This is a genomic window from Gracilibacillus caseinilyticus, from assembly GCF_022919115.1.
GTDB lineage: Bacteria > Bacillota > Bacilli > Bacillales > Amphibacillaceae > Gracilibacillus > Gracilibacillus caseinilyticus.
This window is the reverse complement of sequence record NZ_CP095072.1, coordinates 1,454,387-1,476,143: the sequence shown is the minus strand read 5'-3', so window position 1 is coordinate 1,476,143 and position 21,757 is coordinate 1,454,387. Positions and strand designations below refer to the sequence as shown.

At 41.5% G+C, this 21,757-nt stretch carries 21 protein-coding genes; 7 read left to right on the top strand and 14 right to left on the bottom strand.

The features are described from left to right. Positions 1-524: 524 nt before the first annotated feature. The 3 genes from MUN88_RS07205 to MUN88_RS07195 are packed head-to-tail and all read left to right on the top strand — an operon-like array spanning position 525 to position 3,355. Positions 525-1,538 (top strand): TRAP transporter substrate-binding protein, encoded by a 1,014-nt coding sequence (locus MUN88_RS07205; protein WP_244722763.1) that lies wholly within the window; start codon positions 525-527, stop codon positions 1,536-1,538. Between the two features lie 4 nt (positions 1,539-1,542). Next, positions 1,543-2,031 (top strand): TRAP transporter small permease, encoded by a 489-nt coding sequence (locus tag MUN88_RS07200; RefSeq protein WP_244722761.1) that lies wholly within the window; start codon positions 1,543-1,545, stop codon positions 2,029-2,031. A 19-nt stretch (positions 2,032-2,050) separates the two neighbouring features. Then, a complete protein-coding gene (locus MUN88_RS07195) occupies positions 2,051-3,355 on the top strand; it encodes a TRAP transporter large permease (RefSeq protein ID WP_244722758.1) in 1,305 nt (434 codons plus the stop codon). A 335-nt stretch (positions 3,356-3,690) separates the two neighbouring features. Here MUN88_RS07195 and MUN88_RS07190 read toward each other — a convergent pair whose 3' ends face one another. The 6 genes from MUN88_RS07190 to MUN88_RS07165 all read right to left on the bottom strand — a co-directional run bounded on the left by MUN88_RS07190 (position 3,691) and on the right by MUN88_RS07165 (position 6,065). Beyond that, positions 3,691-3,915 carry a hypothetical protein gene (locus MUN88_RS07190; RefSeq protein WP_244722755.1) on the bottom strand — a complete coding sequence of 75 codons (225 nt, stop codon included), beginning with the start codon at positions 3,913-3,915 and terminating at the stop codon, positions 3,691-3,693. A gap of 194 nt (positions 3,916-4,109) precedes the next feature. Further along, positions 4,110-4,433 carry a hypothetical protein gene (locus MUN88_RS07185; RefSeq protein ID WP_244722753.1) on the bottom strand — a complete coding sequence of 108 codons (324 nt, stop codon included), beginning with the start codon at positions 4,431-4,433 and terminating at the stop codon, positions 4,110-4,112. A gap of 18 nt (positions 4,434-4,451) precedes the next feature. Beyond that, a complete protein-coding gene (locus MUN88_RS07180; protein WP_244724363.1) occupies positions 4,452-4,649 on the bottom strand; it encodes a helix-turn-helix transcriptional regulator in 198 nt (65 codons plus the stop codon). Positions 4,650-4,806: 157 nt separating this feature from the next. Continuing rightward, the gene (locus tag MUN88_RS07175) at positions 4,807-5,307 is read right to left on the bottom strand and encodes a hypothetical protein (RefSeq protein WP_244722750.1); all 501 of its coding nucleotides are present in this window, start codon (positions 5,305-5,307) and stop codon (positions 4,807-4,809) included. A 104-nt stretch (positions 5,308-5,411) separates the two neighbouring features. Next, positions 5,412-5,702, bottom strand: a complete 291-nt coding sequence (locus MUN88_RS07170; protein ID WP_244722747.1) for a hypothetical protein — start codon at positions 5,700-5,702, stop codon at positions 5,412-5,414. 222 nt (positions 5,703-5,924) lie between these two features. Then, the gene (locus MUN88_RS07165; protein ID WP_244722745.1) at positions 5,925-6,065 is read right to left on the bottom strand and encodes a hypothetical protein; all 141 of its coding nucleotides are present in this window, start codon (positions 6,063-6,065) and stop codon (positions 5,925-5,927) included. A 150-nt stretch (positions 6,066-6,215) separates the two neighbouring features. Here MUN88_RS07165 and MUN88_RS07160 point away from each other — a divergent pair, with 150 nt between their 5' ends. Next, positions 6,216-9,629 (top strand): DUF2339 domain-containing protein, encoded by a 3,414-nt coding sequence (locus MUN88_RS07160; protein ID WP_244722742.1) that lies wholly within the window; start codon positions 6,216-6,218, stop codon positions 9,627-9,629. 282 nt (positions 9,630-9,911) lie between these two features. On the opposite strand, the gene MUN88_RS07155 is transcribed toward MUN88_RS07160, so the two are convergent. Beyond that, entirely contained in the window at positions 9,912-11,408 is a 1,497-nt protein-coding gene (locus tag MUN88_RS07155) for a right-handed parallel beta-helix repeat-containing protein (RefSeq protein WP_244722740.1), read from the bottom strand. 336 nt (positions 11,409-11,744) lie between these two features. Here MUN88_RS07155 and MUN88_RS07150 point away from each other — a divergent pair, with 336 nt between their 5' ends. Next, positions 11,745-12,323 carry a biotin transporter BioY gene (locus tag MUN88_RS07150; RefSeq protein WP_244722739.1) on the top strand — a complete coding sequence of 193 codons (579 nt, stop codon included), beginning with the start codon at positions 11,745-11,747 and terminating at the stop codon, positions 12,321-12,323. A 38-nt stretch (positions 12,324-12,361) separates the two neighbouring features. On the opposite strand, the gene MUN88_RS07145 is transcribed toward MUN88_RS07150, so the two are convergent. The 6 genes from MUN88_RS07145 to MUN88_RS07120 all read right to left on the bottom strand — a co-directional run bounded on the left by MUN88_RS07145 (position 12,362) and on the right by MUN88_RS07120 (position 18,353). Continuing rightward, positions 12,362-12,700, bottom strand: a complete 339-nt coding sequence (locus MUN88_RS07145; protein ID WP_369809954.1) for a CHY zinc finger protein — start codon at positions 12,698-12,700, stop codon at positions 12,362-12,364. An 11-nt stretch (positions 12,701-12,711) separates the two neighbouring features. Then, on the bottom strand, positions 12,712-13,170 hold the full coding sequence (locus MUN88_RS07140; protein ID WP_244722733.1) for a GNAT family N-acetyltransferase: 459 nt from the start codon (positions 13,168-13,170) through the stop codon (positions 12,712-12,714). A 227-nt stretch (positions 13,171-13,397) separates the two neighbouring features. Further along, entirely contained in the window at positions 13,398-14,051 is a 654-nt protein-coding gene (locus MUN88_RS07135) for a class F sortase (RefSeq protein ID WP_244722731.1), read from the bottom strand. Positions 14,052-14,126: 75 nt separating this feature from the next. After that, positions 14,127-15,491 carry a copper amine oxidase gene (locus tag MUN88_RS07130; protein ID WP_244722728.1) on the bottom strand — a complete coding sequence of 455 codons (1,365 nt, stop codon included), beginning with the start codon at positions 15,489-15,491 and terminating at the stop codon, positions 14,127-14,129. 140 nt (positions 15,492-15,631) lie between these two features. Further along, complete coding sequence (locus MUN88_RS07125) at positions 15,632-17,692, bottom strand: HAMP domain-containing sensor histidine kinase (protein WP_244722726.1); 2,061 nt, start codon at positions 17,690-17,692, stop codon at positions 15,632-15,634. Further along, positions 17,667-18,353, bottom strand: a complete 687-nt coding sequence (locus MUN88_RS07120) for a response regulator transcription factor (protein WP_244722723.1) — start codon at positions 18,351-18,353, stop codon at positions 17,667-17,669. Before MUN88_RS07120 ends, MUN88_RS07125 begins: the two co-directional genes overlap by 26 nt. Positions 18,354-18,545: 192 nt before the next feature. Between MUN88_RS07120 and MUN88_RS07115 the strand changes: the two genes are divergently transcribed. Both MUN88_RS07115 and MUN88_RS07110 read left to right on the top strand, forming a co-directional pair. Then, complete coding sequence (locus MUN88_RS07115) at positions 18,546-19,322, top strand: ATP-binding cassette domain-containing protein (RefSeq protein WP_244722720.1); 777 nt, start codon at positions 18,546-18,548, stop codon at positions 19,320-19,322. 162 nt (positions 19,323-19,484) lie between these two features. Continuing rightward, positions 19,485-20,981, top strand: coding sequence for an ATP-binding cassette domain-containing protein (locus MUN88_RS07110; RefSeq protein ID WP_244722718.1), 1,497 nt, complete (start codon positions 19,485-19,487; stop codon positions 20,979-20,981). 59 nt (positions 20,982-21,040) lie between these two features. On the opposite strand, the gene MUN88_RS07105 is transcribed toward MUN88_RS07110, so the two are convergent. Continuing rightward, the gene (locus tag MUN88_RS07105) at positions 21,041-21,634 is read right to left on the bottom strand and encodes a TetR/AcrR family transcriptional regulator (RefSeq protein ID WP_244722715.1); all 594 of its coding nucleotides are present in this window, start codon (positions 21,632-21,634) and stop codon (positions 21,041-21,043) included. Between the last annotated feature and the right edge of the window lie 123 nt (positions 21,635-21,757).

Sequence of the window (21,757 nt, the reverse complement as noted above, 5' to 3'; positions counted from 1 at the left end):
AAGTTATTGTAGAAGTATTGAATCGTATCTACAATAATTTCGTCAACATAATTACTAACATTCAATCATAATGGTAAGAATCTTTTAATTTTAGATTCCATTCGCTCTGGTTCTGGTTTGAATTGGTCAAATTAATAGGAATGGTTCATTTCCATAACCTCCTCCAAAAATAAAGAGGCAAAGGAAAAATATCCTTTACCTCTGCCCATCTTTACAGCATTATAGATATGTGCTTCCTTGTGGCTTTCTACATTTAACATACTAATTATTGCTGTTATTATATGCTAAAAATGCGCAAAATACAACTTACTAGATGTTTATTAGTTAAATGAAAACGAAATAACCGCAGGCTTACCTTAAATGTGACAATTTCTTGAACAAAAACAGAAACAAACCCACACACTTCAACAAAATATTACTATATATTTTTGACTTTACTTTTGTTCCTTTGTATAATGCTAACTAAATGATAATGTAAGCACTTAATTTGTCAAATAAGGTCTATAATGCTTGGAGGGACTATCATGAAGCGTACAATCTTTTGGTTACTTACGAGTCTGAGTATTCTTATAATTGTAACCGGATGCAATCAGCAGACACAAGCGAAGGAGCATGTTGTCTTACGATTTGCCTATGCCAGCAACGCACAGCCAGTAAAGGATGCAATGGCTAAGTTCGGCGAGTTAGTCGAAGAAAAAACAAACGGAGAAGTAACGGTCAAATACTTCCCTGATGGCCAGCTGGGCGGCGAGCGTGAATTAATCGAATTAACGCAAACTGGTGCGATCGACATTACAAAGGTAAGCGGTTCCGCACTTGAAAGTTTTTCTGATCAGTATTCTGTATTTGGTATTCCGTATCTATTCGATAATATTGATCATTTTACTCGTGTCATGGAAAGTGAAGACATTATGCAACCAGTCTATCAATCTACCAAGGACTTAGGATTTGTAGGACTAACCTATTATAATTCCGGGCAACGAAGTTTCTATATGATGGACGGTCCTGTGCAATCGCCTGAAGATATTAAGGGCAAAAAAATTCGTGTCATGCAAAGTGAAACCGCTATCCAAATGATTGAACTAATGGGTGGAACAGCTGTGCCACTCGGAAGCGGTGAAGTATATACCTCTTTACAGCAAGGGATTATTGATGGTGCCGAGAACAATGAGTTCGTCCTTGTAACGGCCGGGCATGGTGAAGTGGCCAAGTACTATTCTTATGACGAACATACTCGCGTACCGGACATTGTCGTCATGAATGATGACTCATTAAATCAACTGACAGCCTCCCAACAGCAAGCGGTTCATGAAGCCGCAAAAGAATCCACCGAATATGAAAAACAAGTGTTCGAAGAGGCCGTTCAGGCTGAGAAAGAAGAAGCCAAAGAAAAATATAATGTCGAATTCAACGACGTCGATAAAGCACCGTTTTTGAAAGCGGTTCAGCCCATTCACGATCAATTTAAAAATGATGAAGAGCTAGGCGACCTTTACCAAGCAATTCGAAATGAAAGTAACAGCGAAGAGGGAGCGTAAGTATATGAATCAAGCTTTTCGAAAATACCTTAACCGCACGATCGAGATCATCACTACTACACTGCTGATGGTGATGGTAGCAGTGACTAGTTGGCAAGTAATCAGCCGCTATATCCTGAATAATCCAAGTTCTGTTACAGATGAGTTTCTCCGATTCAGCCTGATTTGGTTTTCCTTATTAGCCGGTGCCTATGTGGTCGGCAAAAAAGGCCATATCGCGATTACGTTTCTTCATGACCGCGTAAAAAGTGAAACGAAAAAGCGTTGGCTGGAAATCATTGTCCAAATCAGCTTTATCTTATTAGCGATCATCATGGTAACAGGTGGTACAAAAGCCGTATCCTTAACAATGGCGCAAATATCTCCATCCTTACATTTGCCAATGGGGTATGTCTATTTAGCACTTCCAGTATCAGGAGTAATTATCCTTTGCTATTCGGTGATCAATTTATTCGATACCAGTAATTCAACACAACCGCAAGAAAACTCTTAACAAAGAAGGTGACTTCACTATGGTTGCAGAAGCTAGTATTCTGTTAGTCCTTGTTTTTGCTATATTACTCGCAGTTGGGATTCCCATCGTAATCTGTATCGCGATTGCTTCCCTGGCGACAGTACTTTTAATGTTGCCGTTAGATGTCGCTGTTTTTACAACAGGACAAAAAATGGTCGCAAGTCTGGACAGTTTCTCATTAATCGCCGTACCATTCTTCATTCTTTCAGGTGTGATTATGAACAATGGCGGGATTGCCCAGAAATTAGTCGACTTTGCCAAATTAATGGTCGGGAGAGTACCCGGTTCCTTATCTCATACAAACGTTGTCGGTAACGCCCTATTCGGCTCGATCTCCAGTTCAGCCATCGCGGCATCCACTGCTATCGGTGGTGTGATGGTACCTTTGCAGGAAAAAGAAGGCTATGACCGGAGATTTGCCGCAGCGGTTAACATCGCCTCTGCCCCATCCGGTATGGTGATCCCACCGAGTACAGGGTTCATCATCTTTTCCTTAATCAGTGGGGGAACGTCGATTGCTGCCTTATTCATGGGTGGCTACATCATCGGTTTGTTGTGGGCGGTTACGATTATGGCCGTTGCCTTTATCACCGCTAAAAAAAGAAATTATCCGATAGTGGATAAAGCAGAACTAGCGAAGATCAATAAGAAGAAAGTTATTTTTGACGCGATCCCTAGTATTCTATTAATTTTCATCATTATCGGCGGGATCTTAACAGGCGTGTTCACAGCAATTGAGGCATCCGCTGTTTGTGTGGTGTATTCCTTGTTTTTAGCATTGGTTTACTATCGCTCGCTAAGTCTCAAACAATTGCCACAGGTATTAATCAAATCCGTCGAAATGTCCGGTGTCGTCATGTTATTAATCGCGGCATCCTCGATGATGTCTTTTGCCATGGCTTTCACAGGAATTCCTGGCGCGTTAAGTGACTTCATTCTCAGCTTATCAGCGAATCCATTGGTAATTCTGTTACTGATCAACATTTTCTTATTAATTGTTGGTATGTTCATGGATGTGGCGCCGGCGATCTTGATTTTTACACCAATATTTTTACCAATCGCAGAAAACATCGGTGTCGATCCGGTCCATTTCGGTATTTTCTTCATCTTGAACCTGTGCGTTGGTACGATCACTCCACCCGTAGGAACTGGCTTATTCGTCGGTTCGATGGTCGGGAAAGAAAAGGTCGAAAATCTTATCAAGCCGTTAGCACCTTTTTATATCGCGATATTTGTGCTGTTGATGGTGGTGACGTATATTCCGGAGATTAGTTTGTTCTTGCCTAATTTGTTGGGGCTTTAGGTGAAATGGGCACAGTTTCCATAAAATAGCAAACAGAAGCGCTTGGATAGTTAGCATCCAGGCGTTTTTGTGTTGTAAACTTTAGTTGAAGAAAGGAATACCTCTAAAATCATATACATCATGATGAATATTTAATGTAACAGATGGATTTGATGAAGTTAAATGGTTAATTTTTATAGTCCTTGCACCTTCCCATTCTACAGTAAAATCATTTCCGCTCGGTCCTATCCAAAAAATATTCCGGATAAATTTATCATTCTTAAAAAGAGCCCCAACAAAACTATATTCGAAATACAAAGTTGGTCCCTTTTTTTAAAAATACCTTTACCGAATAATCATCCAATCAATTTTTGATCGTCATCGTGTATACCAATACCTGAAAATTTTCGATTACTAAAAATATCAGTTAATCGTCCTTTATCATCCCTATGTTCCCAACCCTCATTCCAAGGTTCAGCGTTAAAAACATCGGTATATACTGTAGTACATTCTTCGATACTTTCAATGGAGAGCATCTTTATTCTGTAATTCACTGTACATATCCCCTCTCGCTTCTTCATCTATTTCCTCCATATAACTTCAACAAGGATTGAGCCTTTAAAGTAACTTTTTTCGGTTTAACCTCAATAGATGATACCTATCCGTTGATTCTATTGGTGGACGCCTACAATATTCACTATAGCCGAGTAGTGCCTTCTTTCGTTCACTTTTGACTAACTTTTTAACTTTCTCATCCATTATTGAAACAGTATTATCAATAAGAATAGCGAAAATAGGAAGTCACTCCACCCATAAAATAACCTATAATGGCTATGAAAAGAATGTCCCCACCATTCGAAAAGAAAGCTATATGTTGAATTTTCGACGGGTCTACCAATTCATTTACAAATGGCAACAGGTTCAAGAGACGAATAAAAGCATATAACATTATTACTTGCCAGCTTGTAAGTGCTGCATCTTTAAGAATTTTCTTTTGGCGTTCATCTTCCTTTGATGAATCATCACCCGACAACCTTTTTGTTGAAGTTATTGCCGCGAATACTATTAACCCAGCAATGATAACTAAAATAATATTCATATCATTATCCTCTTTTCTTTATTTTTTTTGATATTTGAACAATAAGTCCACATTAGTTTCCAAAGCTTCAGCGATCCCAAATGCTAATTCTAGACTTGGATCATATTTATTATTTTCAATAGCATTAATGGTTTGTCTGCTTACACTACACATTTCAGCCAATTTCCCTTGGGAAATTCCTCGCCCTTCTCTTAATTGTTTAATATTATTTTTAATATGTAATCAACCCCTTACACCCAGTATGTCAAAAACCTTTTACACCTGATATAATAATAAAAACCAACCTGGTTGTCAAATACTTTTTACACATTGGTTGGTTTGGTATATTGAATTCTTTTGCTCATTGTATAGTTTCACGCAAACATAATAATTTTCATTCATTTCCATCCCCAATTTTCCTAGTGAGGTTATGTATTAACTCCCCATTCCGCCAATAATACCATTCCATATACTTAGTGTCATCGCCTTCTACCGTGTAGCCAACAACATAGTAGTTTTCTTCGCTCTTCATTTCGTCAATAAATTCAATTGTAAACGATTCGTTACCTGCTTTTTCTTCCATTACATTATTAATAGCATGTTCCAATTTATTTTCTTCCAGATAAAGAAAAACCGAAGCGGTTAAAACAATAAAACATAATATGATTCCTATCCAATCTATTACCCTTAATTTTATATTCTCTTTCCTGTTATACCACGTTATTTTGATTACAGACGTTATAATTATCAGTATTAAAACAGACACCCATAATGAAACCTGAAAGACCGTATAGGAATAGATGACTGCCCATCCTAAAACTAGCAGAAGAAAAAACTTCTCCACTCTAAATTTATTATCGTTAAAAATGAACTCGATTACATTATGCTTAAACAAAAACCCACTCCTTCTATTATATTTACCAGCCCCTCTATTGAGCCAAAATCAACTCATTAAGTCCTGTATCCAATCTAACGAGTTACTTATAATAGAGAGCGGTATCAAAAAAGAAGAAATAAGATTGCTTTCCATACTTTCATGTTGTTACGAACTTTATACACGAATAAAAAGATAGACACGGTAACTGCAAAATACAATATCCATAAAAATTCTTTTTGTCTTTTTATTTCGTGTTCAATAGCAGCAATCTTCCACGTATCTTCTTTCGAGAAACTTACGGTTGCGATATCCTTCTCAATTCCTGCGATATTGTATGATTGCAGTGTCATGCTATCGTTTTGTACTTCCACAATAGAATAACCTTTTGGTAAAAAAGAAAATTCGAATACCATATAAAGTGAGACTTCAATCAGTGGGGGTTTGACCCCCACTGATTGCTAGCGAAACTTATCAGGAAGTTATCGTCCGTTTATCCCCCACTTAAGCATCTTATTTATTTCTCGAATCTTTTAGCGGGATATTACGGACGGTTAGCGCCGCGATAATAGAAAACGCTTGCAACGATGCTTGCCATGAATAAGATGGCTAAGCCTTTCTTAACCTTCGTAACAAGCTTATTGTTGATTAATTGAACTACCCTCACCCCTTGCCGCTATTTCCTTCTCCATAATCTCCACCCCACCACAACGCCAATCACCCAAAACCAAAGCGGATCCGGTGATAAAATAACTGTCCTCATACGTAACACTAAACAAGCGAATAGACACCACCACAAAAAGTGAAAATTATCCATTTTGTTTATATTATAACAAATAAATACATGATACAATAACAGTACTGAAAACTGTTAATTTTTTCATACAATACTCATAGCAAAACGATGATAATTAAAATGGGGTGAGCAAGTGAGTAAGCAGCCTAAATCAGAAAAAGAGAAGATTGTTGGCCAGGAAATGGTTAACTTGCTGCAGGCTGGCTATATTAACGAGCATGATTTCATGTATATTATGAAGGCATACAAAGATTATACCCAGCACGAAGCAGAACCGGTTCCCACCACGAATGCAACTCCTGCAGCAGAGCCTGCCCGAACACATGCACCGAAGAAAGAACCCAAACAACCCATACCTAAAAGCCCGGAACAAATCAGGGAACGGAACATTACCTGGCTCCTTATCCTGGGTGTCTCCTTCTTACTTATCAGTGGGTTAGTCGTCGCCACCAGTACGTGGGAGCAAATGGGAGCGGCGTTAAAAGTACTGACACTCCTTGGTGTTTCCGGATTCTTCTTTACCTTAAGCGGAATTTCGTCCTCGATCTTGAAAATTAGCAAAACAGCCTTTGCATTTTTGACGTTGGGCAGTTTGCTGTTGCCGATCGCGATTATTGCGATAGGTTATTTTGAGCTGTTTGGCTCCTATTTAAGCTTATATGGAGAAGGAAAATTCGTATTGGGAATGCTTTGTACCTTATTGCCATTGCCACTCTATTTCCGCAATGCCGTCCAAAATAACTCCCGATTATTTGTCTGGATCTTTTACTTATTCTTGTCTTTCTTTGTCGGCTTTACGATCGCAGCCACCAGCGTATCAGCGGACGTGTTTTATTTACTGATCATGCTGTTTAATGCAGCGCTGTTGTTCGGCTATCACCGATTACGCCAACAGCCGAAACTGCCACTTTTCATTAAAGAATTACCAGCATATGCGCAGTTAAACCTGATTGTATCGACGTTACTGATGTTAGCTGTATTTGATTCCGCGCTTTTTTACAGCTTTAATGTCTTGCTGACCGCTGCATTGTATATGGCGATGGTCTACGTTTATAACACTAAAGCCTATCAGCTCGTGTTCTCTGCTTTATTTGCTTACGGTGTCTATCAGTTGACAGAGCAGACCTGGCTTGAGAACATCGATCTATTCCTCTACGCGTTAATAGGGACCAGCTATCTCGGCTTTGCAACACTTGTAAAACAGGACGCCATATTAGCGAAGATATTCCACTATACTAGTGGGTTCGTATCGTTTTGTGCCTTTCTGTTTATCAGCTTTCAAGGGGTGGTGATCAGGCAGGAACAGGATTCATGGGTATTACTGCTGGCCTATCTCATCATTACCGGCACCTATCTGTATCTTGCCGAAATAACGAACAGACAGGTGTTTCGCTGGCTGGCACCGGTATTTCTCTTTATCAGTGGGATGCAGCTTTGGGAAGTAGTCTTCGAACCGTACATACCGATAAGCATACAATCCTTTATGTTCCTGTTCGCTGTCTTATCCTATATCTTCATCGCCATTCCTGGTAAAAAGAAGCCTCTGTTCACGATAAAAACGAGTACAAAATATCTCTCTATCTTCGTGATGCTACTGGCTGTAATGCATGGAATAACATTAGAGAATTATATCGAAGTGTCCTTGATGGCGCTTATCGCAGGAGGGCTAGCCAGTTATGTTTCAATACTGGATAAACAGCAGACAACACAAAGCATACCACCATGGACTCATGCATTCTGCTGGCTGTTTGCCTGTCTGATTCTGTACCCGAAATTGATATCGGCTCTGCCTGCTTATGTGGAGCACTTCCATCTTCCGTTTCACTTTGCCATTTCCGGTGTCGTCCTGCTGATGATCAGCCTGCTGTGGCAAAAGGCTCGGCAAAAAATACTGGCACAGGCTCTCTTTTATATGGGGCAGGCAGGTTATTTATTGGCGGTATTGATACTGATAGCAAGTACAGCGACAGATACACAATTTGTCCGTCCAGCTATATTACTTGTCGGTATCGCCAGCTCCGTCTGGCTGGTACGCTACGTGCGAATTGATTATTTGTGGGCGGTTGTCTCTGTGATGACGTTTGCCTTTTACATGTCGTTAACGAGCACTTTCGCTATTACTAGCTTGGACGCGATAACCGTGTATATGCTGTTTGGGCCATTGCTCTTGCTGGCTGTGGATTGGGTTGCCGGTAAATACGTCAGAGCGTTAAAGCTTTACTTTTTCTGGACGGCACACATTATGCTTGTCTATGCAGTTATCGGGGTTATAGCGAACCAAATAATAAATCGCACGATACATCCTAGTCTGTTCCTGATCCCATTGGCAATTTATCTGTACAGCATATGGATCAAACGAACAGAATGGCAGCTCAAGCTGTTCCTCTATGCGGCGATGACGATGATTTCGTTCCTGGTTATCTTTCATGTCCTGTTCTATGACTGGATACGAACGATTTCCATTTCGTTTTGCTTTGTTGTATCGAGCGTATTGCTTGTGCTAATCAGCTTGTTTTTCCAGACGGATTGGAAGCGAAGGATGGAATGGTACCTGATTCCTTTTGGCAATCTTAGCTTACTCATCGTCACAACATTCGAAACACTGCCAACGCTTAGCGAGGTAGGGATCGTGATCGGATTTGTCGTATTAAATCTGTATTTACTGCACCGACGCAACTGGACATTAGCGCTGATTGTACCGTTGATGCTATTACTTCTAATGTGGCGGAGCCAACAGTACCTGACTGGCGATGTCGCCATGCTGCTGATTTATAGCAGTTGTTTTGCTTCTTTAACGATAGCTGGGAAAGTTTCATTCCAGAAATTATTTGATGACGACAACCACAACCTTCTGATTGATTGGTATTCGCTTTTTGCCGTACTGTATGCAGGTTTTACCTTTACCTATGCGGAATCCATCGATAGTGTATGGGTTCGGATTCTGCCATACATACTGATTGCCGGATGGCTGTTCCTTCAGGTGAAACGCATCAGCCAGCCAATGATGCAAAAGGTGGTCATGACAGCTGGAGCACTATGCATGCTGCCTGCCTACTACCTGATTTTCCAGGAATATATGAACTATATCCCTGATCTGTTCCATGCGGAAATAGTGATGCTGCCTGTGTTTGTTCTGTCGATTCTGTTAACGAGGAAAATATGGCAACAGTATACGTACATCATGATACATGTCCAGACTGTCATTCTTGCCTTTATTACAATATACCTTGTGCAGGATGCGATTGTTAGCCATACCGTCTGGGATGCGCTTATCATCGGGATTCTGTCGCTTGCTTCCCTGCTCGCAGGTATGTATCTTCAGATAAAATCGTACTTCTTTATCGGTCTTGGAACGTTACTGTTCAATGTCATCTATCAGACCAAACCATACTGGGGCAATATGCCGTGGTGGGCTTACCTGTTGATGGCTGGAATCCTGTTGATTGCGATCGCCAGCTATAATGAATGGAAAAAACAACGAGACGATGAAGGCAGACTGGAGAAGAAAGTGAAAGGGATGATTGTCCGGTTTAGAGAGTGGAATTGATGCACATCAATTCCACTTCCTATTCATTATCCAAGTAAATCCTGCACAGACAGCAGATCAAGATATGCTTGCTTTTCGTCCCTTATAATGGCAGCAACTTCGTCGAGCTGCACCATAGGTGTCCTAGCACAAAAATATTGACATAATTCGCATTATATTAACCTAAACTATTATATCCTCAACCTTAAGCGGAAATTTTTATACGCTGGCTTTAATACTTTCTCTGAGTATAAGATAATAGAGAAGCACCTGCATTAGTATTTGCAGGTGCTTCTCCTTTTTTTATTCGTTTAACAAATCCTCCGCTTCATGCTGTAGAACACGGGCGACTCCATCGTCGATATGCTTGCCTGATTGCGCCTGTACTTGATTGCTAAAAGAAGGGACATGATCGTACGCTAATTTCTTTTGCAGGCTATTCGAAATGCCGAGATTATCAATCATACCATTCTCAATAAATACCGTCACTAATCTTTGCAGAGCTAATAGCGGATCTTTTTGATAAGCGAGGTATCCTAAATTGTGTTCATAAAGCGGACTGGTTTGCACAGGTTCCATGAAGCTGACTTCTGGCAAGCTTCCATCTGCTTTTCTAGGTGCCGTTAGCTCAGACATATCCAAGCTGTAAAAATCCTCAGATGTGAGCGGCAGACCTCCATCAATCGTCCAGGAGTTATTCGTTTCATTTTCTGGCGGCGTATTATTGTTCGATGTTAATACACCTTCGTAAGCAATGTTACCGTGTAGCACTTCTCTGTAACCAGCTATATCCTCCTCACTGCTTGGACTGACGCGCTCCAGCATGTTAAAGTTAGATCCATAACCAGGGTGATAAGCCGTGTTATGATACCAATAAGCGGACTGACCTGGCTGGTGATTGGCATAAAAGTTATTCCCGCCATTATTGGCAGCTAAATTATATTGAACGGTATGAACGGGCAAGGGGTCCGGCAGACCAGTTGTATTATAACTATAGCCGCCAACCTTAAAGCCATTTTTGTCGCCTCTACCGTCCTGATTTCCTAAATGTTGAAAGGACCAGTTCCCGTGAAAAATCACATTCCCTTCTGAACTGATACTGTCAAAGCCGTCGTCACTATTATTCCATGCACGATTATTAATGAACAATACTTCTTTTCCGTGAGCGCCAAAACCGTCTATATTACCAGCTGACCTGGAAGTAGGGCCTATGTTGTTATAGGCATCGGAATTGTAAACAATCCCTGAGGCATTCCCGCCTGCATAGTAAAAACCGATTGCTTCATTGTCATGAACCGACATATTCCAAAAGTTTGCTTCCCCCATCATTCTAAAGGCTGCGGCTTGCTTTTGTTCCCCTACTTTTATTCCGGTTACATCGAAACCTTCAAAATTAATGTCCGTTACATCCTCCCCAACATAAAAGCCAATGACACGCTGATCGGTCGGCATGTCACTGAAATCAAAAACAGGCCTTTCATCCCCAGGATATGCTTCGTACGTAATCCCACTCTTATAGATATCATTCACATAATGAAAAACATCTTCAAGCGGATTATCCGATTCATTTATTTCAAACTCATCATAAACTCCCTCGCGAATATATACCGTGTCACCGTTAGATGCCTGAGATTGAGCTTTCTCCAAACTTTTAAACGGTTCTCCCTTCGTTCCGGGATTGCTGTCACTACCAGTTGGAGAAATAAAATAGGTATGATTCTCTTCATTTGCATAAACAGTGCCTGTCATAAAGATAACTGCGAACATAACCCCGATCAAAGTCAAACTAATTTTTTTCAAGTGATATTTCTCCCTTCTTTATTAGATATGGTTTTCGATAGCGGTATCCCCTTAACCTCCTTTCAATTTAATGGTGGATTATATGAAAACGATTACATTTATAGTATAGCGTAATAGACTCCGTCATTCATGTTCTGAAAGTGTTCCATTTTGCCTGAAAATTATCTGAGCGTGTTCCTTAAGCTGTGCTCTAGCATTACAGATAAATCATTGGTATCAAAGCATTTCCATTTTATTCCCCCCATAATTGTTAACCTTTTTTATATACTGGTTGACAATAAATGACCCTTTCCGGTATGCTAGAAAAAACAGTTAGCATGGAGGAGAGAAAAAAAGATGAAATTAAGAGCAGTTGATATCACACTGGCGGGGATGTTTGCTTCCTTAATGGCGATTGGTGCCAATATTACGTCCTTCATTGTCATTGGCGGCGTGCCTATTACATTGACTACCTTCTTCTGTATATTAGCAGGATTGTTACTGGGCAGTCGGTTAGGGGCTATTTCGATGATTGTCTATGCGCTGGTAGGACTTGCCGGAGCACCCGTCTTCTCACATTTCTCAGGCGGATGGTCCGCCATCGTCAGCCCGACCTTCGGATTTATATTATCTTATATTATCGTAGCGTACGTAGCCGGAAAAATAGTAGAACGAAAGGCTACCAAAGCGAGATTTGTCATTGCCGCATTGGTCGGCTTGTGCATTAATTACGGCTTTGGCACGAACTGGATGTATTTTGCCTATCAATTTTTAGCTTCCACTGAGGCCATCAGTTACAAGATTGCATGGCTATGGATGGCAGCCCCTCTGCCAAAAGACATTATTCTCGCAGTCTTCGCCGCAACCTTAGCACCACGACTCTATAAAAGCATCAACCGAAACACACCAGTAATCGCCAAGAGCGAGGCGTCCTAGGCACTGGGACGGATCTTCCGATAGATCCGTCTCTTTTTTTATGTGGAAAAATAGAGATGGGAATGAAGTCGACAGCCCGGATTGAAAGAACTGCCGCAATTCGGGCATGTAGAGTCACACTGCATATATGCGGAGATCGTTAATGCTGTTCCGCATTTTCCACATAGAATCGCTTGATGGTTGAACTCCTCTTTAGGCCACACTTCCGCCGGATGATCCGCTGCTTCTTCATGGCACTTATAGCAAGGATAGTACTCGTTGCAGCATTTAAATTTAATCGCAACAATATCCTCCGGCAAACTGTAATGCTTGCAGCGGCTCTCCTGATCTATTACTGCCCCATGGACATTAACACCATGTATCTTCAAGCCTGACACCTTCTTTTTGATTATAATTCTTTCTCCATCACAATATTAGTAGCTTGATAGTGTAAGGAATCATACAAATGGACCGCTACTTTATTATGGCCGAATACATGAAGACCAATCTTTTGCATGCCTAATTGCTTTGCTTCTTTTTCGATTTGCTGCATAGCCGCTTTTCCATAGCCTTTGCCCCGGTATGCGTCCTCTATCAAAATATCATAGATGAACCCTTTATCTGCTGTTTGTCTTGCTAGCCAAATGATGCCGACCTGATCACCGGGCTCGTTCACAATCGTATATAAATAATGATCTTTTGTTTGTTCCCTGTCTGGCAAAAGGTTATCAAAATCTTCCGCGGCATGTTGAAGCGAGTCTTCCTCTGTCCAGTTACCAGCTCTTACCTTTTCCGCTGCATAATTCGTAATAGCTGTTTGGAGAAATCGTTGAAAATCGGCTGCGGTCATTGGTTGCAGTGTTACCATGTCAAGTCACTCCTTCATTCTTGGACTCTTGAAAAATAGTGCTGTATTCATGATAGCATATTATGCAGAGGATTTCGTCGATCCTGTCAGTTGGCTAATAATCCTTTTGCTGGATGTAAGATTCCGTCTTATGGACACTTTTTCCTGATTTCACGTTTTTCTGTCCACGAGATCTGTTCTTATGGACAACTTTTCTCGTTTTCACATTTTTCTGTCCATAAGAATCATCATTCCACAAGCTGTGCCGATACCACCAGCCGATTCTCATGTGTCCCCACATTATCGAGAAACTCACCGGTACAGGTTATCAGCTTCAGTGTTCTGGCGGCTGTGTATCCGAATACTTCACTGATAGGTGCTTCGTCTTTTGGGTAGCTCTTTGTTTGATAGACTTCGAAGGTTAACTGCTCACCTTCCACATTGGTGATATGAATCTTGTCGCCTTCCTTCATATCTTCCAAGTGATAAAAAACGGCAGGGCCTGTTTTGTTATCGACATGGCCGGCCATTACCGCACTGCCTTGCTCCCCTGGCTTCGCACCGAATTCGTACCAGCCAACATTCTCATCCTGTTCCGGCACTCCCATTTGGCCGTTCGACAGTTTACCGACATGCTCGATAGCTGCTGAAACATCGATAGCAGGTATCGAAATCGCTGCAGGAATAATGCTTCTATCCTCATTATCGGACGAAGCACTCGCTGCTTCACCGCTTGCATAAATATCTTCCCACTGTGTCGTTTCCACGGCACTATGCTCTTCCTTCGTCTCCGTCTCTAATGGCTGTGCTGAACCAGAACCAGTCCTATTCTGTTCCGATTGACTGCAGCCAGTGATCAGACCAGCAACGAATACAGCCAGCAATATTTTCAGGCATTTCATGTTCACTTCACCTCGTCAATACATTAAAAGTAGAAAAGAGAAGGACCACGCCCCCTCTTTTCCTACACTCAGCTGTTATTTAGACTGTGTTGCACTTCTTCTACGATACATTGTATATCCTCCTGCCGCCATGATCACGAATACTGACGCGATCATATAAGCAAGATAGTTCATGACATCTTTATCTGTTCCACCCATGCCTGTCTTCGGCATATCGCTTGGCATAGATGATTCGAATTTGTCTGGATACTGCTTCACGATAGCACCAGATAACGCTTTGGATATATCATTGGCATAGACATAGCCTTCATGGAAAGAATCATATGCTTCTTCATAATTACCTGCCGCATAGGCATCGAACGAACCGATTAACTGGTTAACGTGCTCCTGTAATTCTGCTGCTACGGCATCGGCAGAAATGTTGCCATCTGTTGCTGTTTCCATAAATGTGGAGAAATCTTCACGGTATTGCGCCAGCTCATCTAATGCTGCTTGTTTTGCTTCTTCGTCTTCATTAGCAGTTGCTTTCACATAATCGACGAAATAGCTGACATGGTCACTCCACATGGATTTGAACTGCTCACCAGCTTCTGCACCATATACCGATTCAATCGTCTTCGCTAACTTATCGGTATTCTTTGATAACTGCGCTGCGTTCGCTTCGAAAATCTCTGCAGACTCTTCGCCTTCAATACCATTCTGCATTGCTGTTACCGCAAATACAACATGGTTGGATAAAATATTATTTAATGTCTGACGTAAATCAGATGCTGGAGTCACCGCCAGCGTGTTGTTAAATTTGTCCGGGAACTGGCTGGTGATCGCACTTGATAAGCCTTTTGCCGGCATAAACATATGGTTACTTGCTTCTGCATGCAGGTTAAATGCTTCGTCATAATTTCCTGCTACATAGGCATCAAATGCGCCGATTAATTGATTGACGTGCTGTTGAAGACCTTCTGCTAATGCGCCTGCTTCGACACGTCCTTCCGTTGCATCATCTAAAAAGGAGGAAAATTCCTGACGATATTGTTTTAATTCATCTAATGCTGCTTGCTTTTTCCCTTCATCTTCTTCTGCTGTTCCCATCACATAATCTACGAAATAGCCAATATGTGCGCTCCACATATCTTTAAATGCTTGTCCTGCTTCATCGCCATATACAGACGCAATCGCTGCAGATAAATCATCCGTGTTTTCGGAAAGCTGTGCTTTTGCTGCTTCAAAATCCTCTGCGCCTTCGATTCCTTTGCGCATTGTAATAATAGCTAAGTTCGCATGCTCGGATAATGAAGTAGATAACGTTGCTCGTAAGTCTGCTCCCGCTGTGCTAACCGTTGGCATGGAATCTTCACTCGCTGCGCTGACATACTCTTCTGTTGCCGGTATGACTAAAGCTGCACTCATTGGTACGACTAGTAATGCTTTTTTCCAATTCATTTAAAATCCACTCTCCCTTTTTTAGTTAATCTACTAGGCTTACGCAAGGAATGTATAGTTGGATCACTTTCACGAAAAAAAGTTCAAAAAAAAGCCGGTCTCCTTGTCAGAAACCGGTCATAGCAAGCATTTAGTAGCTATTATTTTTTCGGCAAATAAATCATCGCTTTAAATAAATCACCATCAATCTGGATCTCGAATCTTCCGTTCTGTGTCTCAATCAGGTTCTTGGCAATCGACAGACCTAATCCGCTGCCCTGGCTCGTTCGCGATTCATCTGCTCGTTTAAAACGTGTCAGCAATTCAGCTGCTGGTATATTTAATTCATAGGACGCAATATTTTTAAACGACAGACAGACTTGATCGCCCACGTCCTCAATATCAATATACACTCTCGTACCTCGCAGTGAATATTTAAATATGTTCGACAATACATTTTCGATCGATCGCCAAAACAGCTTACCATCTGCCGTCACATATACCTTGTCTTCAGGATGACGGAATTTCAAATCTAATTCGGCCGCTTCAATCTTATCATTCACTTCGCCAAGCCCTTGGCTGATCAGTGAGACAACATCAATCTGCTGCAACTCAACCGGAATATTGCCACTGGAGGCTTTCGCCGCATCGAAGAGATCATCGGTTAACAGCTGTAACCTTTTTGCTTTCTGATCCAGCACTTCGATATATTCTTGTTTTTTAACAGGATCCTCTTCCCTTTTCAAAAGGTCGACATACGTAATAATCGAGGTTAACGGCGTGCGAATATCATGAGAGACATTGGTGATCAGTTCCGTCTTCATTCGCTCACTCTTCAGCTCACTGTCGACCGCCTTGCTCAAGCCATCTGTAATTCCGTTAATATTGGAGGCGATACGAGCGAATTCACCTTTGCCATCCACGTCAATCCGATGATGAAGCTTTCCTTCCTTTACAATTTCTACACCCTCTTGAATCGAACGAAATGCTTTCACCTTTTTGAATGCAAACCATGCGGCAACAGCTATAGTCACCGGGAACATAAAAAAGGTAACCGCAACTAATAATGGATAGCCGACCACAATCAGGACGGTCTTGATCCCAACCCCGCCGCTGAGATAGACAGCACCGATAAACTTTGCAATGTGGTAGAACACACGGTACAACAGCATATGGGTGAAAAGTGACTTATTCTTCACATGCTTAACGAGTGACAATATTAATAGCAATCCAACCGCTGCGATCGGGGCGGTAACCGGAATTAGCATGGTGTCAATGCTTTTGTACACAATGCCCATCAGGAAAAACCAAAGCATGATAAGCAGGAAACATAATCCAACATTGATATCATTGTACAGCTTATCAAGTCCGTGAAAATGGATGGCTTCGTCTTCTGATTTTTTGCCTATTACCGAAGCAAGGTAGCCGAACGTGAGGAGAAAACCAATCAGAAATACGGCTAATAGATAGACAGCGTCCTTAACCAGCTCCTTTTGTTCCTGCCAATCGGACTCCAGTTCATTTAGAGATTGCTCTGTAAAGGCTAAATAAATCGTCATTTCCTGCGGGTCTAAGCTCGACAGGTAATTGGTAATCCAGTGAAACGACTCATTTTCCTTGGTTGATTGGGGAAAAACAGATTGATCATATCCTTCAAAAATCATAAAGGCCGGGTGCTTTTCAAACGCTCTTTTTTCTGTAATCGTTGTGTTGGTAAAGACATTCTCCCCATCCGTTGCATAGAATAAAGGCGGACCTGTTTGCTCTATCCTTTGCACAATCGAATGGTACTCCCGCAGATCATCCTGAATCATCTCTTCCCTCGCTTGTGCAATCTCTTCCGCGTATTCCTGCTCAAACTGTTCCATATAGTCTGCTTCATCTATTGAAGGGTCGTGGAACTCAGCATAATGCTCATAAAGTAAATCCTCTTTCCTTATTTGCATAGCTTCGGCACTAATCGTACCACCATCTAAGATATGCTCCTCGCTCTTATACTCTCCTAAAAGTCTCGTCAGATTATTAATCAGCATATCACTTTCCTCGATATAGGATTGACTCTGAAAGTAATCCTCTACAAACACATCTTCCATTTCACCATTCGTTGATTCTACTATATCAATAAGTGCTTTGATGCCCCCTGTAAAACAGGCAACCATCAGCACAAACACGATACCCTTCGTTATCCAGGACCTTTTAAATTTTTTCCACTTTGTATCCAATACCCCACACCACTTTCAAATATTTTGGTTCTTTCGGATTGATCTCGATCTTTTCTCTTATTTTTCTGATATGTACAGACACGGTATTTTCCGGACTGTAAGCTGTTTCGTTCCAAACTTTTTCATAAATATCTTCAATCGAGAAGACTTTGCCCGCGTTCGTGGTCAACAGCAATAGAATCTTGTATTGTACCGGAGTCAGATGCACCTCATCACCATCAACGGTCACGGTTTTACTTTCGTCATCAACTGCCATACCGCCAGACTGATAGACACCACTTCTTGTCTCCATGCCACCTAATGCAGTGTATCTCCGGAGCTGAGATTTCACCCGCGCGATTAATTCCAATGGATTAAACGGCTTGGTAATGTAATCATCCGCTCCTAAATTAAGGCCGATAATCTTATCGGCATCCTCTGATTTGGCCGAGAGCATGATTAATGGAATATTATTGTCTTCCCTGATCTTCATCGTTGCCTTAATCCCGTCCATCTTCGGCATCATAATATCCATAATAATGAGATGGATCTCCTGCTCCTCTACAACCGTGATCGCTTCTGTCCCATCGTACGCCTTAAAAATATGATAGCCCTCATTTTCCAAATAGATCCCGATTGCATCGACAATCGCCTGGTCATCATCGCACACCAATATATTCATTCACGTCCACTCCTACAGTTTTTTTCTCCAAGTATATCACCTCTTTGTCATCGGTACTATTGGTATCATAGCAAGTAAATCTTAATATCCGGGTGATGTCATTCTTAAGATTTTCTTAACATGCAACGATGCTAACGTTGATGAAGTTTTGTGGTATAATATCCTTTCCAATAGAAGAAGGAGGGATAGGAGATGACCGAATGGATCACAATTGAGCATGCCAATGAGCACAATCTGAAGGATGTCAATGTCCAGATTCCAAAAAGGGCATTCACTGTCATTACAGGTGTGTCTGGATCGGGTAAGTCAACGCTCGCCCACGATATTTTGTTTAATGAATCACAACGGCAATACTTAGAAGCGATGGGAATGCAAGGCATCGAAAAGCCTAAAGTCGCCCGCATTAATGGCGTGTCTCCTGCTATCAGCATTCAGCAGCAGGAAACGTCCTCCAATCCTCGCTCGACAGTCGGGACCAAGACAGCGATGTATACCAGCTTACGAATGATTTATGAAAAATTAGGCTTTCGCCCTTGTCCAAACTGTGAGAAAGCCGTCAATCCTGCCAAGGCCATCGAAGAAACAGAAGTTATAGATGGTGATTTTACCGTTTTCCAGATTTGCCCCTACTGTGATCACAAATACAAAAAATTCACACGAAGCCACTTTTCCTACAACACCATCGAAGGTGCCTGCGAGACATGTAAAGGTATTGGTGATGTTGTCCAGATTAACCAACACACGTTATTTAATAAAGCATTATCGGTAGAAAAAGGTGCCGTCACGCTTTGGACAGGCAGTTATTTAGACTATCAGTTTGAAAATATTAAAAACACGATGCAACACTACCAAGTCCCACTTGAAGCTGATACACCACTTCAAGATTATAATAACTTGCAATTTGCTTTACTATGCCATGGGACAAGCAGTGAAGAAGTACAACAGCTGACCGACATTAAGGAACCATAACGCGTATCGGACGGAAAGTTCCAAGGAGTCATGACCAGCCTCTGGCGTAAATATCAAGAAAAAAACGGCGACATGGGGAAAGAGGAGATCTTTTTCTATAGTGATACCTGTCCAGACTGCCATGGCACCAAATAAAAGAAAGAGATACAACATGTAAAAGTGATGGATCGTGCCATCACGGACATCTCCGGATTAGATTTAGATCAGTTGTTACACTGGGTCGATGATTGCAGAGCGAGCCTGACCGATGAGGAAATCACCACCGTGGACGTCTACATTCGTGACATGGAAACGAAATTGCTGCGGATTAAGCGCCTCGGACTTGGATATCTCACCTTAGAGCGCGGGACAAATACACTGTCAGGTGGAGAAAGCCAGCGCATTCGGCTGTCCGCGATTCTCGATTCCGACTTAACAGATGTCGTTTATATTATCGACGAACCGACAGCCAGCCTGCATGCCAAAGACACGGAAGGTATCATCGATATTTTAAAAAAACTCCGCGATAAAGGAAATACCGTGATTGTGATCGAACACAATACAGACGTCATGAGAGAAGCAGATTACTTAATCGAAATAGGTCCGAAAGCAGGACGGTTCGGTGGTGAGCTGATTGGAACGGGCACGATCAATGACTTGAAAACCCACGAGCAATCCCTGATCAGAGAATACCTATCATCGAGAAGCAAGCCAAAACAAGACGTACGAAAAGCGGGTCCAACAGCGATCCAGATTGATAATGCCACACGTCATAACCTGGCTTCCGTCCATGTCCAGATTCCGACCGAATCACTCGTCAGCGTCACCGGTGTCTCCGGATCAGGTAAATCTTCACTGATATTCGATGTGTTAGGAGAACAAGCAGACAATGTGTCAGGATTAGAACAGTTCGATGAAATCATCTCGATCAGTCAAAATACGATCTCTAAGATGAAGCGCTCCAATGTCGCTACCTACACCAACGTGTTCACTGATATCCGAAATGTCTTTGCCCAATTGGAAGCGAGCAAGGCACAAGGATTAACGTCTAAACATTTTTCATTCAATACGAATGGCGGGCGCTGTGAAATGTGTGAGGGATTAGGTTATGTGATGAGTAACATGTTATTTTTTAATGACCTGGAAGTGATCTGCTCAACCTGCAGAGGAAAACGATTCAAAGAAGACATTCTCCACATCACCTACAACGACTACAATATCAATGATTGTTTAGAGAGTTCCGTCGAAGAAGCGTTATCGATTTTTCATGACAATGCTAAAATATTTAAAGTCCTGCAGCTGTTAACCGATATCGGCTTAGGCTATTTAAAGCTTGGCCAGTCCCTGACTACCTTATCAGGTGGCGAGGGCCAGCGTTTAAAATTGTCCACATCGTTAATGAAGAAGACGAAACAGAAGACACTATTTCTATTAGATGAACCGTCTACAGGTCTCCATCCTTATGACATTCACTATTTGCTAGAGCTATTCAACCGTTTAATCGATAAAGGTAATTCGATTATCATGGTCGAACATAACATTTATATGATTCATGCGAGTGATTGGGTGATTGACTTAGGGCCAGAAGGTGGCGTGAAAGGTGGGCATATCATTGCCGAAGGAACGCCAAGTGAATTGAAAGACAATCCATTGTCTGTTACCGGCAAGTATTTAGCTTGATCATCAGGTTCACAGAGGCAGTGAATTGCTTCTGTGAACGCCTCTTTATCCAATTCCTCTCATGCTTTGTAAGACAATCCTTTTAGTACAAAATCGGCAATGGTTTTCGGAATATCTTTTACATCCATTTGAGAACGAAGCCTTTTGATGAGGTTCGGATTAATTATGTACAGGATAAATATTTCTAAGATTTCCGGTTGTTCCTTCCGAAAAATACCTTGTTCTTGCCCTTCTTTAATCGTCACTTGCAACACATCTGTTAATACATTACTGATCTCATCACCAAACTTTGTTTCCTGAGACAATGTAACCAGCATTTCATGCAGCTTTCCATATTTTTGATGAAGTAACAAAAACTCATCTAGAATCAACCGCATTTTTTGATCGGCAGGTATAGATAGGTTTAGGTCAAATTGCTGTTTTTCACGAATTTCTTCGATAATCTCTATCCCAACAGCCCAAACTAACCTTTCTTTGTTTAGAAACCTTCGATAAACAGTACCTACACCAACTCCTGCTTTTTCCGCAATTTCTTCGATTTTTGCTTCGGTCCCCTTTTCTTTAAATATAGCTTTAGCGGATTCCATAATTTTACGCTCATTCCGATTGGCATCCTTTCTGCCGGACGGGACCGATAAAGTTTCTTTTTCCATACATAACCTACCTTCCGATAACTAGACCTTCCCATTCATTATACTAAAAACGGAATCTACATTCCATTTTTGTTGACATAAAAAAATTATCACTATACAATTAAAACGGAACTTAAATTCCGT